This window comes from Campylobacter concisus (assembly GCF_050447505.1).
Lineage (GTDB): Bacteria > Campylobacterota > Campylobacteria > Campylobacterales > Campylobacteraceae > Campylobacter_A > Campylobacter_A concisus_BP.
The window spans coordinates 1,749,821-1,762,382 of record NZ_JALMFZ010000001.1 but is presented as its reverse complement, the minus strand read 5'-3'; the positions used below and the strand labels follow the sequence as shown (position 1 = coordinate 1,762,382).

Here is a 12,562-nt window from a genome sequence, read left to right as displayed (position 1 = left end):
AACAATTTTATATTTTTATCCCACTCTTTTAAATTTTAATAACTCATCTATGCGACTTTTAAGTCTTTAAAGCTAAAATTCTTAGCAAATTTCATAAAGGCTATTTGTGGATAAATTTCAAGAAAAATATATAAAGCTTTCAAAAGATTACTACAAAAATAACGGCAATGCGGCGAGCGTGGAGGCTTTGTATCAGTTCAAAGAAGAGCTTGAGGCAAGCGAGGATATGCAAGCAAAGAGCGTTTTAGTCGATATTTATCAACTTTTGTCTATGCAAAAGAGTGCTTACGAGCTACTTTTAAAGATACACGATAAAAACGACAAAAAGCAGCTAAAAACGCTTGGCTACCTTGCGCAGTTTTTGGATGAGGGCGACAAATGGGCGGTGCCAAGGCCAAAGAGCAAAGAGCAAATTTTAGCTCAAAAGGCAAAGGCTGCCACCTTGCCAAAATTTCGCTATCACCCAGAGCCATTAAAAACTGGCGCATTTAAAGATGATATGAATGTCATTTGCGAGTGCTGCGGCAAAAACACAGAAATTTATTACAACAATGGCGTCTATAGCGAGCAAGACGTCACCTATCTTTGCCCAGCCTGCATCGCAAATGGCGAGGCTGCCAAGAAATTTGACGCTACCTTTGTGCAGGGCGCCGACAAGCTTACCACAGATGACGCCAAAAAAGACGAGGAGCTCTTTAGAAGAACACCTGGCTATGAGAGCTGGCAGGGCGAGCACTGGGTGGCGTGCTGTGATGATTATTGCGCATTTTTGGGCGATGTGGGCACTAAGGAGCTTGAGGAGCTTGGCATCGCAGATGAGGTCTTTGATGACTACGCAAAAAGGGACGATTACGACGCGAAAATGGCTCGCGAGCTGCTTGTAGCGGGCGGCGACTTTGCTGGGTATTTGTTTCGCTGCTTGCACTGCAAAAAGTATCATATCTACATTGATGCTTGCTAGAAAGGGAAAATATGGATCTAAATGAAATTGCAAAAGGCTGCAAAGAGCGCGGTTTGGATGAGCTTTTTGAGTTTTTAAAGCCAATGGCTAAAAATGCTATAAAGATAGATACGCAGGCTAAAGATGACGGTGATATCGCTGTTGGAGCGTCTAAATTTGGCGGACAGCCAGATCTACCAGCTAGTGTGCCTTGGCCGTCAAATGAAAACGGCGCGCTTAGCTTTGTGGCGCAGATAAATTTTGCTGAAGCTAGTAAATTTGACACCGACGGGTTACTACCAAAAAGTGGCATTCTATATCTTTTTTATGATATAAATTTACGCATTTGGGGTTACGACCCTGCTGATAAAAAGGGCTTTGCTGTGATCTTTAGTGAGGCAGCTCAAGACCAGCTTGCTCGCCAAAACATGGATAGCGGAAATTTCACATTTGGCGTACGCTCTCTTAGCTTTAAAAACGAGCAAAATTTGCCAAGTTTGCAAAGCTCACTCGTGCCATTTGGCAAATTCAGCGAGGAGCAGTGGGAGGCATATCACGAGATCATCGAGCCAAGCTGGCAGGCCAAAGAAAACAAGCTCCTTGGTCACTCTGACAACATCCAAGATGGCATGGAGCTAGAGTGTGAGCTCGTGGCAAACGGCCTTGACTGCGGCGATGGTAGCGCTTATCACCACCCAAATATCGCGGAGTTTGAGAAAAATGCCACCCAGTGGCAGCTGCTTTTGCAGATAGATAGCGACTGGGATAGCGACATGGACTGGGACGGAGAGGGCAGAGTTTATCTGTGGATAAAGAGGGACGACCTGGCGGCGCGCGACTTTAGCAAGACGTGGCTAGTTTTGCAGACGAGCTAGGGGCGAAATTTAGCCAAAAGCTTTTGATATGCGTCCGGTAGTAAAATTATTATTGCTGTTTTTTGCGAGCTATCTAAATTTTGCGATTAGAGCGTGTAAATTTAAAGGCAAATGGCAGATGAAATTTATACTGGCTAGATCAAATTTAATTTTTTATAATTTGCTGCCAATTAAATTTATCTTATAAAAAGTTTTTGCTACCAAACTAGTGGCTCATCGCTAATTTGCCAGCATTTTTACATTCTTTTCCTAGGTTGCACTCGCGTTTTTTGTTTTTTGCGTGACCGCTCAAAACCTATCTTAATGTCAGTTGTGATATTTAGCCTTTATACCTTCTAAATTTCACAAAACTAGCAAGTCTATCCATGCGCCAAATTTAGGCAAAATTTAGTAAAATCCTTAAAAAATTTAAAGGCAAAATATGTTTAATGGCTTAATCAGGGAGCTTGCCGAGGTCATTAGCTACTCGCAAAATGTTTTACGGCTAAAGGCTAAATTTCGCCCAAATTTAGGCGACAGCATCGCAGTAAATGGCGCTTGCTTAAGTGTCATAAAACTATATGATGATGGCTTTAGCGTGGAGCTTAGCGCAGAGAGCAGGGCAAATGTCGCGGTTGAAAATTTAAGTGGCCTAGTACATATCGAGCCCGCTATGAAGCTTGGAGAGCGCGTAGATGGGCATTTGATGCAAGGGCACATCGACTTTATCGGCGTGATCTCGGCCATAAAAAAGCATGAAAACGGCGTTGATTTTTACATCGACTTGCCACGTGAGGCGATGGCTCTGATGGCAAACAAGGGCTCGGTGGGCGTTGAGGGCGTGAGCCTTACGATAAATGAAATTTTGCCAAAGGGCATAAGGCTAACGATCATACCGATCACGTTTAGAGATAGCCTTTTTGGCACTTTTAAGGTCGGCAGGCGCGTAAATATCGAGAGCGACTTGCTGGCTCGCTACGTGGCTAGGATGCTTGAGGCTAAGCAAAATGGCGGCCTTAGCTGGGACGAGGTCGAGAGAATTTCAAGCCTCTACTAAGCGAGCGAAGATGCGTGAAAATTTAGAGATCGTTTTTGATAAAAATGGCATAGTAGCTGGCTTTACAAACAGGCTTGGCGGCGTGAGTGAAGCTAAATTTAGCTCGTTAAATTTAGGCGATCACGTGGGCGATGAGCTAGGAGATGTCATAAAAAATAGAGAAATTTTGGCTAGAAATTTAGGCGTTAGGCAGCTTAAGTTTATGAAGCAGATCCACTCGGACAAGGTTTTTGTCCTTGAAAACGAGGAGGACGAGCTGCCAGAGTGCGACGCTGTGATCACAAATTTAAGCGATGTTGGCATCTGCGTTTTGGTGGCTGACTGCTCGCCGGTTGTGATGATAGATGAGAGGCAGGGCGCTATCTGCGTGGCTCATGCTGGCAGAGCTGGCGTGACGCTAAAAATTTGTACAAAAGCCGTTATGCTCATGGGCGAGAAATTTGGCTCAAGAGCGGGCGAGATCAGCGTCTTTGTCGGAGCAAATATAAAAGGCGGCTGCTACGAGGTGGGCGAGCTTGACCTTGGGGAATTTAATGCATATAAGATAGGTAGAAATTTTGATATGAACGCAGCCTTAAGGGATGAATTTAAGGCACTTGGGGTTAAAAATCTAAACTTTAGCGAGGTCTGCACGCACTGCGATGAGAGATATTTTTCATACCGAAGAGACGGCGTGTGCGGTAGATTTTGCGGATTTGCAGTGAAATTTAAGGATAAAAATGGGATATGAGAGCTTTAAAAATCCACTAGCGGCAAAAATAGCTCAAAATGCTAGAAATTTGGGCTTTGAGCAGCTTATGAATGAAGAGTTTGTGCAGATGCTACTTAGCTCAAAAAAGATGGAGCTAAGCGCCGTGGATAGGGAAAATATCGAGCAAATTTTTATAAAACTGATGGAGATAGAAGAAAAAGTACAACTTAGCAAATAAAGGAGAAAATATGCTTTTGCTTAAAAATGCTAATCTATACACGCCAAAATTTCTTGGCAAGCACGATGTTTTGGTAGGTGGCGGTAAAATTTTAGCTATCGGCGAGGGGCTAAGCTTTAGCGTAGAAGGGCTTAGCGTTTACGACCTAAAGGGCAAAATTTTAGCTCCAGGTCTCATTGATCAGCACGTGCATATCACTGGTGGTGGCGGCGAGGCTGGATATCACTCAAGAACGCCTGAGATCACGCTTAGCCAGATCGTAAAATATGGCACTACGACGCTTGTTGGCGTTTTGGGGACTGATGGCGTGACTAGAAGCCTAGAAAATCTCTACTCCAAAGCAAAAGCGCTCGAGTTTGAGGGCATATCGACCTTCATCCACACTGGCTCATACGCAAGCCCCTGTGTGACATTTACCGGCGACATCGCAAAGGATCTCATACTAATCGACAAAGTGATCGGCGTAAAGATCGCACTAACCGATAACCGCGGCAGCTACGTCTCAAAAGAGGAGCTCATCAAGATACTAAGCAAGATACGCATAGGCGGCATGGTCTCTAAAAAAGGCGGCGTGCTTCACATGCACATGGGCGGACTAAGCGAGAAATTTGATAACGTATTTAAGGTGATAAAAGACTACGAATTCCCAGTTCATTACTTCTCGCCGACGCACTGCGCTAGGACGAAAGACCTGTTTAACGAGGCTTTGAAATTTCAAAAAATGGGCGGAAACATCGATATCACAAGCGGCGGAAGTAAATTTGCACCACTTCACGAGGTGGTGGCTTACGGCCTTGAAAATGGACTAAATTTAGAGCGCCTAACGATGAGCTCAGATGGCAACGGCAGTGTGCCTAAATTTAACGAAAATGGCGAGCTTGTCGGATATGGCTGTGCCTCATGTGCGTCAAATTTAGAGGTATTGCAAGCTTTGGTAAGAAATAAAATTTTAAATATAGAAGATACCTTGGCTGTGATGGGCAAAAACGTGGCAAGATATCTAAATTTAAGCCAAAAAGGCGAGATAAAAGTTGGCAATGACGCTGATTTTTGTGTATTTGACGAGGAGCTAAATTTATACGACGTGATCGCAAAAGGCGAGTTTTGTGTTAAAGACGAAAAGGTCGTAAAAAAAGGCTTTTTTGAGTAAATTTAAAGAAATTTGAGCTTTATTTGTAGCTAAAGAAATCTTTAAATTTAGCTTCAATAAAGCCAAGTTTCAATATAATCCAAGCTTTATTTCACACACGACAATCCTAAATTTGGTTGTGCGAAAGCATTAATGGTCGTGGAGGATAAAACTAAATTCAAGGCAAAATGCCTAAAACAAGGAGAAACTCATGGTAACAATGAGAGATTTATTAGAGTGTGGTGTACATTTTGGTCACCAAACACGCCGCTGGAACCCAAAGATGAAGAAATTTATCTTTGGCGAGAGAAAAGGTATCTATATTATAGATCTACAAAAGACTATCCGCTACTTCCGCTACACTTACAACATCGTTCGTGACGCAGCTGCTGAAGGCAAGTCAGTGCTATTTGTTGGTACTAAAAAACAAGCTATCGACGCTATAAAAGAGTACGCTGAAAAATGTGGAATGCCTTATGTAAATCACCGCTGGTTAGGTGGTATGATGACAAACTTCGGTACTATCCGCCAGTCTATCCGCAAGCTAGAAGTTATCGAGACTATGGAAGAAGATGGCTCGATAAATTTACTAACTAAAAAAGAGGCTTTGATGCTTCGCCGCAAAAAAGAGAAACTTATCGCAACTCTTGGTGGTATCCGCAATATGAAAAGCCTACCTGATATGATATTTGTTGTTGATACAGTTAAAGAAAAGATCGCTGTTCAAGAGGCTAACCGCCTAAAAATCCCAGTTGTGGCACCGATCGATACAAACTGCGATCCTGACGTTGTTGATTATCCGATCCCAGGAAACGATGACGCGATCCGCTCTGTTCAGCTTTTCTGCCAAGAGATGGCTGAGGCGATCAACGAAGGCAAATCACTTCTTGAGCAAGATGGTGGCGAGCAAGCTGCTGGCGAAGAAGTAAGCCAAGATGAGAAAGACGCAGTTGTAGCTGAGGCTATGAGTGAAGAAGACTTTGGCGAGGACGAAGAATAATGGAAATAACTGCACAAATGGTAAAAGAGCTCCGCGAATCAACCGGAGCTGGAATGATGGACTGCAAAAAGGCACTTGGCGAAGCAAATGGTGACATGGAAAAAGCTGTTGACATCCTTCGTGAAAAAGGCCTAGGTCAAGCTGCTAAAAAGGCTGACCGCCTTGCAAGCGAGGGATTAGTAAGCGTTGAAGTTTGCTCAAAATGCAAAAAAGCAACTATCAGTGAGATCAACTCTGAGACTGACTTCGTTGCTAGAAACCCACAGTTTCAAGCGCTTGCAAAAGACACAACAGCTCACATCCAATCAAGTGGCATAAAAACAGTTGAAGAGCTAAATACAAGCACTTTAAACGGTGTTAAATTTGAAGAGTACTTCAAAACTCAGATCGCAACTATCGGTGAAAACCTTGTAGTTCGCCGCTTTGAGACTATTAGTGCTGATGACAAGGGCGTAGTAAATGGCTATGTTCACTCAAATGGCCGTGTTGGCGTGCTTATCGGTGCAGCTTGTGAAAGTGCTGAAGTTGCAAACAAAGCAGCTGAATTTATAAGAAATTTATGTATGCACGCAGCTGCTATGAAGCCAAGCGTTATAAGCTACAAAGACCTTGATAAAGATTTTGTTGAGAAAGAATTTATCGCACTTCGCGCTGAGCTTGAAAAAGATAATGAAGAGCTAAAACGCCTAGGCAAGCCACTTCACCACATCCCTGAGTATGCTAGCCGCTGCCAGATAGGTGAGGCTGAGCTTGCAAAAGCTACAAAAGCGATCGAAGAAGAGCTAAAAGCTGAGGGCAAACCTGAGAAAATTTGGGACAAGATCATCCCTGGCAAGATCGAGAGATTTTATGCTGATAACACAGTGCTTGACCAACGCCTTACACTTTTAGGTCAGTTTTATGTAATGGACGATAAAAAGACTATCGAACAAGTTATCGAAGAGAAGAGCAAAGAGCTTGGCGGCAAGATCGAGATCGTAAAATACGTTCGTTTCGAGCTTGGCGAAGGCTTAGAGAAAAAAGTAGATGACTTTGCTGCAGAAGTTGCTGCTCAAATAGGCTAATGGAAATTTTAAGAGCGTCTAATCTAGGTTTTGCGTATGATTATACGCTCTTTAACAATATAAATTTAACTCTCAATCAAAAACAAAGTATCGCGATAACAGGCGTTAGCGGTTGTGGCAAATCAACGCTTCTGCACATACTTTCAACACTTTTAAAGCCAAATTTTGGCGAGGTCATCTACCAAAATAGATCGATCTACGAGCTTTCTCAAAACGAGCTTTTGGCCATTAGAAGGCTTCATTTTGGTATTATTTTTCAGTCGCACTATCTTTTTAAAGGTTTTAGCGCTTATGAAAATATCGAGCTTGCAAGCATACTATCAGGCGAAAATATAGAAAAAAATGATCTTGAAGCGCTTAAAATTTCAAGCGTCATAAATCAAAAAGTTGGCGAGCTAAGCGGCGGTCAGCAGCAGCGTGTCAGCATCGCTAGAGTGCTTACTAAAAAGCCAAAGATCATCTTTGCAGACGAGCCAACGGGCAACCTTGACAAGCAAACGGCAAATGAAGTGATGCAAGTTTTATTTGACTACATAAATGAAAATAACGCCGCCCTTGTTCTAGTCACTCACGACAACGACCTAGCTGCAAAATGCGATAACTCATACAAGCTTGAGAACAAAGAGCTTGAGCAAATTTCTTAAAATTTAGCTTCAAATTTCTAAAAACGACCACATAAATTTAAAAACAAAGTAAAATTTTGTAAAATTAGCAAAAATTTAAAAGAGCAAAATGGAACTAGTAGAATTTTTTGGAGCCGATAAGACAATAGTTTTTATGCTTTTATTTGCACGTCTAAGCGGTCTCATCGTTTTTTTTCCATTTTACTCGCACAACCAAGTCCCGCTTACAGTAAAAACGCTTTTAGTCTTTGTCCTTTGCGTCGTGCTTTTTCCTCTCTCAAAAGCTCATGAAAACTCTATAAATTTCTTAATCGGCGAGATCTTAGGCGAGGTTATGCTAGGACTAAGCGCTGGACTTATGCTAACCATCATCTTTGCCACACTTCAAATGGCGGGCGAGCAAATCTCGATGGTCATGGGCTTTTCTATGGCCTCTGTGCTTGATCCACAAACTGGCACAAACTCCCCAGTCATAGCAAACGTTATAAATTTTATCGCGCTACTTACATTTTTGGCATTTGACGGCCATCATTTGCTCCTTCAGTTTTACGCTAGCTCGCTTGCTGTTGTGCCACTTGGTGACTTTTATCCACGCCCTGGTATCATGAGCTATGCGATAAATTTATTTACAAATTTGTTTATGTTTGGCTTTATCATGTCATTTCCTATCATCGCCCTCTCTTTGCTCTCAGACTCTATCTTTGGCATGCTTATGAAGACGATGCCGCAGTTTAACCTACTAGTCATCGGCTATCCTATCAAAGTGACGATCGGATTTTCCGTTTTGATAGCCATTTTAGCAGGCATTATGAAGATCATGAGCGACCTACTTTTAAAAGTGATAAATGATCTGCCGGCTCTGTTTTTTTAAGAAAATAGCAATGAAATTTATCATAGAATAGGCTTTTACTATTACAAGGAGGGATGATGAAAGTTGCTCTAATAAATAAAAATCCAGCAGTTTCACGTCTGATAACTTTAAGTCTGAATAAAATCGGTACCGAATATAGCGAATTTGAGGATCTAAATGGATTTGACGATGCTCAGTTTGACTTTATCATAATCGACAGTGACGTGGATAGTAGCGAGCTAGCTACAGATAAAAAGGTGATGTATCTAGCAAGTCGTGGCGAGAGCAAACCAGAGTTTGCTACTTTGATGCTTGAAAAACCATTTTTACCGACTGAATTTATAAGTGTTTTTGAGCAAAATATCCCAAAAGATGAGCCAGCTACTGAGCAAAATGCTAGTGAGCAGGGCGAAAGCGACTTTGGCGACTTTAGCGACGAGGCTATAAATTTTGACGAGATGTCAGGGTTTAAACTGCCTGATATCGATACAAATTTAGAAAATTTCGCAGATCTTGATAAAGAGCTTTTAGAAAGTGGCATAGATAGCCCAAGCGAGGAGATTAACGAGAGTGACTTGCAAGAGGAAAATGAAGCTAGCGATGTGGAGTCTTTAGAAGAGCTTGAGGACCTACAAGAGCTTGCTAGCGAAGATCTTGCTGATGAGAGTGTGGATGAAGAGACTAGCGAAGCGATAAGTGATGCAAATGAGAGCGAAGAGAGCAAAGATGGCGATCTAGCAGAGCTTAGCGCGCTTGTCGATGAGATAGAAAATATGCCAGAAGAGTCTGAAACAGATGAAGAGCTAAATAAAAATTTAGATGATATTATTAGCCAAAATGACGTTGTGGGCCTAGTTGATGATGAGAAGGTAGATGGCGAGCTTGATGAGATAGATCAGAGTAAATTTGAGCTTAGTGAGATTGATTCGCTTGATGAAGAGCTAAATAGTGAAGAGGCTGACGAAGAAAATAAAAATTTAGACGATACTGAGCTAGATGTTCAAAATTTAGAGCAAGAAGAGCTAAATTTAGACGAGCTAGCTAAATTTGATGATGAAGATAGCCTTGAAAATGAGCTAAATTTAGAAGATGAGCCTAAAGATGAGGAGAATTTAGATGAGATCTCTGAGGGCGATGAAGAGCAAATTCAAGTAGATGATGAAAAAGCAGAAGAAGATATAGAAGAAGAGGCTCTAGATGAAATTTCAAGTGAGGAGCTAGAAAATTTAGAGCCTAGTGATAGCGAGAACGCTTCTAGTGAGATGCCAGTAGAAGAGCTAGAAGAGGCTAGCGAGCCAGAAGCCAAAGAAGATCTAGGTCTTGCGGATGAAACTTTTGAAGAAGAAAATGCTCAAGAAGAAAACGCACAAGAAGAGAGCAAAGACGTGGCATCAAGTGAGGTAAATTTCGACGTGGCATCGATAGATGATATAGATGAAAATACGATGTTAGCGGCATTTGGACTAAAAGATATACCTCAAACAAGCTCAAAAAATGATGCAAAAGAGGACTACAAAGAAGAGCTAACTAAAAAGATCACAAAACACGTCCACGAGTCACTAAATGAGAGCTCACTAAGAGATGTGCTAAAAGATATGAACATCAAGATAAATATAAGTTTCGAGGAAAAGTAGTTGCAAGGACAAATTTTAGTAGTTTCAGGACCTAGTGGAAGCGGTAAAAGCACGCTTTTGGGCCGTCTTTTAAAGGAGGAGAAAGACCTATATTTTTCTATCTCAAGCACAACAAGAGCCAAAAGAGAAGGCGAAGTTGATGGGGTGGATTATTATTTTATAAAAGAAGATGAATTTAAAAGCGGCATAGAAAAGGGCGAGTTTTTAGAGTGGGCGCAGGTGCATAAAAACTACTATGGCACGAGCCTAAAGCCAGTTTTAGCAGCACTTGAAGCTGGAAAGATAGTGATATTTGACATCGATGTGCAGGGCTTTCACATCGCACTTGAGAAATTTAAAAGCTACATCACTTCAGTTTTCATCACAACTGCGAATAAAAAAGAGCTAAAAAGACGCTTGAAAAACCGCGGAACAGATAGTGACGAAACAATAGAAAATCGCTTAATGAACGCAGTTGGAGAGATGGAGCATATTTTAGAGTATGATTATTTTTTAGTAAATGATGATATAGAAAAGAGCTATAAAGGGCTAAAATCAATCCTCCGGGCGATGAGGTTAAAAAGTGCTAAGATTAACTTAAGAAACGTCATCGACGAGTGGATAGATTGTTAGAAATTCAGGAATTTATGATAATATTTTGAGAAAATTTGATAAGGAGAAAAGATGGGTTCTTTTAGTATTGGCCACTGGTTGATCGTTTTGGCGATCATTGTATTACTTTTTGGAGCAAAGAAGATCCCAGAGCTTGCGAAAGGACTAGGCAAAGGCATAAAGACTTTTAAAGCTGAGATGGAGGACACAACCCCTGAAAAAAGCGAAAAAGTCGAGCATAAAGAAGAGAGTGCAGCTAGTCAAAAGATAGAAGAAACAACTAAAAACGCGTAGGTTTTAGAGTTGAAAGATAAAGTAAAAGCTGAAATTTCAAAGGTTTTAGAGCGAGAATTTGTGCTTGAAAAGCCAAAGGATAAAAATTTAGCCCACTATGCGACGCCGCTTTTTAGCCTCGCAAAAGAGCTAAGAAAGTCTCCAGCTATGATAGCTAGCGAGTTTGCTGATAAATTTAGTGATAGTAAGATAGTTGAAGCTAGCGCGGTAAATGGTTACTTAAATTTCAAGCTTAAGAGTGAATTTTTAGATGAAATTTCAAAGCAAATTTTGCTAGATAGCGAAAATTTTGCAAAAGAAGATGCGAAAAAAGACAGCTATTTAATAGAATACATCAGCGCAAATCCGACTGGACCGCTTCACATCGGACACGTTAGAGGTGCAGTTTATGGCGATACTTTGGCTAGACTTGGCAAAAGACTTGGCTACGCCATCTCAACAGAATACTATATAAACGATGCGGGTAATCAAATAGATCTGCTTGGCACATCGATATCACTTGCGGCTAAAGAGCAGCTTTTTAACGAAAGTGTCGTCTATCCGGAGAAATACTACCGCGGGGATTATATTTTAGATATCGCTAAGCTTGCAAATGAGAAATTTGGCAAGGAAATTTTTTATGACGAGAGCAGAAACCTTGAGCTTGCCGAGTTTGGCAAGGATATCGTGCTTGAGATCATTAAAAAAGACTTGGCTGATGTTGGCATTTTTATAGAGAGCTGGGCCAGCGAAAAAGCACTTTACGACCGCCTGGAGCCAACTATAGAAAAGCTAAAACGTTCAAATCAAATGTATGAAAAAGAGGGCGCTACCTATATCGCTTCTACCACACTTGGTGACGATAACGATAGGGTTGTGGTTAGAAATGACGGCAGACCGACATATCTAGCTGGCGACATCATCTATCATAACGCTAAATTTGAGAAAAATTTTGACCACTATATAAACATTTGGGGCGCGGATCACCACGGATATATCGCAAGGCTAAAGGCTGCGATAAATTTCCTTGGATACGACGAAAATAGGCTTGAAGTGATACTTATGCAGATGGTTAGCCTGTTAAAAGAGGGCAAGCCATACAAAATGAGCAAGCGCGCTGGCAATGCTGTGCTGATGAGCGATATCGCGTGTGAGATCGGTGCTGAGGCGCTTAGATTTATCTTTATAAGCAAGGCAAATACGAGTAGTTTGGAATTTGACGTAGATGAGCTTAAAAAAGAGGATAGCTCAAACCCTATTTTTTATATAAATTACGCTCACGCTAGGATAAATCAGATCTTTGCAAAGGCTGGAAAAAGCGTTAGTGACGTGATAAATGCAGACTTTGAATGCCTAGATGAAAATGCTAAAAATTTACTTTTTGAAGCACTGATATTGCCTGAAATTTTAGAAGACGCTTTTATCTCAAGACAGCTTCAAAAGATACCAGACTATCTAAAGTCGCTGGCTGCTAGCTTTCATAAATTTTATAATGAAAACCGCGTGGTTGGAAATGAAAATGAAGATAGCTTGTTAAAAGTCTTTGCAGTCGTTGCTGTCTCGATAAAAACAGCATTTAATATAATGGGTATCACAGCTAAAGAAAGGATGTAATTAC

At 41.3% G+C, this 12,562-nt stretch carries 14 protein-coding genes; all 14 read left to right on the top strand.

Features of this window, described 5'->3' with window-relative positions; genetic code table 11:
- Positions 1 to 106 precede the first annotated feature (106 nt).
- The 14 genes from MTT09_RS08910 (at position 107) to argS (ending at position 12,558) form a co-directional block, all read left to right on the top strand.
- Positions 107 to 961 carry a CbrC family protein gene (locus tag MTT09_RS08910; protein WP_429803570.1) on the top strand — a complete coding sequence of 285 codons (855 nt, stop codon included), beginning with the start codon at positions 107 to 109 and terminating at the stop codon, positions 959 to 961.
- Between the two features lie 11 nt (positions 962 to 972).
- Positions 973 to 1,815, top strand: coding sequence for a YwqG family protein (locus MTT09_RS08905; RefSeq protein ID WP_429803569.1), 843 nt, complete (start codon positions 973 to 975; stop codon positions 1,813 to 1,815).
- Positions 1,816 to 2,236: 421 nt separating this feature from the next.
- Positions 2,237 to 2,851, top strand: a complete 615-nt coding sequence (locus tag MTT09_RS08900; RefSeq protein WP_103572033.1) for a riboflavin synthase — start codon at positions 2,237 to 2,239, stop codon at positions 2,849 to 2,851.
- Between the two features lie 10 nt (positions 2,852 to 2,861).
- On the top strand, positions 2,862 to 3,581 hold the full coding sequence (locus MTT09_RS08895; protein ID WP_429803733.1) for a polyphenol oxidase family protein: 720 nt from the start codon (positions 2,862 to 2,864) through the stop codon (positions 3,579 to 3,581).
- Positions 3,571 to 3,780 (top strand): hypothetical protein, encoded by a 210-nt coding sequence (locus MTT09_RS08890; RefSeq protein ID WP_002941393.1) that lies wholly within the window; start codon positions 3,571 to 3,573, stop codon positions 3,778 to 3,780. Before MTT09_RS08895 ends, MTT09_RS08890 begins: the two co-directional genes overlap by 11 nt.
- 10 nt (positions 3,781 to 3,790) lie before the next feature.
- Entirely contained in the window at positions 3,791 to 4,930 is a 1,140-nt protein-coding gene (iadA, locus tag MTT09_RS08885) for a beta-aspartyl-peptidase (RefSeq protein ID WP_429803568.1), read from the top strand.
- Positions 4,931 to 5,120: 190 nt separating this feature from the next.
- Entirely contained in the window at positions 5,121 to 5,909 is a 789-nt protein-coding gene (rpsB, locus tag MTT09_RS08880) for a 30S ribosomal protein S2 (protein ID WP_002941277.1), read from the top strand.
- Positions 5,909 to 6,973: a translation elongation factor Ts gene (tsf, locus tag MTT09_RS08875; RefSeq protein ID WP_194170733.1), complete on the top strand. Its 1,065-nt coding sequence runs from the start codon at positions 5,909 to 5,911 to the stop codon at positions 6,971 to 6,973. The genes rpsB and tsf overlap by 1 nt, the downstream gene beginning before the upstream one ends.
- The gene (locus tag MTT09_RS08870; protein WP_429803567.1) at positions 6,973 to 7,617 is read left to right on the top strand and encodes an ABC transporter ATP-binding protein; all 645 of its coding nucleotides are present in this window, start codon (positions 6,973 to 6,975) and stop codon (positions 7,615 to 7,617) included. The genes tsf and MTT09_RS08870 overlap by 1 nt, the downstream gene beginning before the upstream one ends.
- 88 nt (positions 7,618 to 7,705) lie before the next feature.
- A complete protein-coding gene (gene fliR, locus MTT09_RS08865; RefSeq protein ID WP_429803566.1) occupies positions 7,706 to 8,467 on the top strand; it encodes a flagellar biosynthetic protein FliR in 762 nt (253 codons plus the stop codon).
- 56 nt (positions 8,468 to 8,523) lie between these two features.
- On the top strand, positions 8,524 to 10,080 hold the full coding sequence (locus MTT09_RS08860) for a Highly acidic protein (RefSeq protein WP_429803565.1): 1,557 nt from the start codon (positions 8,524 to 8,526) through the stop codon (positions 10,078 to 10,080).
- Positions 10,081 to 10,692, top strand: a complete 612-nt coding sequence (gmk, locus tag MTT09_RS08855; RefSeq protein ID WP_009294763.1) for a guanylate kinase — start codon at positions 10,081 to 10,083, stop codon at positions 10,690 to 10,692.
- A 51-nt stretch (positions 10,693 to 10,743) separates the two neighbouring features.
- Positions 10,744 to 10,965: a twin-arginine translocase TatA/TatE family subunit gene (gene tatA / locus MTT09_RS08850; RefSeq protein WP_021087958.1), complete on the top strand. Its 222-nt coding sequence runs from the start codon at positions 10,744 to 10,746 to the stop codon at positions 10,963 to 10,965.
- 9 nt (positions 10,966 to 10,974) lie between these two features.
- On the top strand, positions 10,975 to 12,558 hold the full coding sequence (gene argS / locus MTT09_RS08845; RefSeq protein ID WP_429803564.1) for an arginine--tRNA ligase: 1,584 nt from the start codon (positions 10,975 to 10,977) through the stop codon (positions 12,556 to 12,558).
- The last annotated feature ends 4 nt before the right edge of the window (positions 12,559 to 12,562 follow it).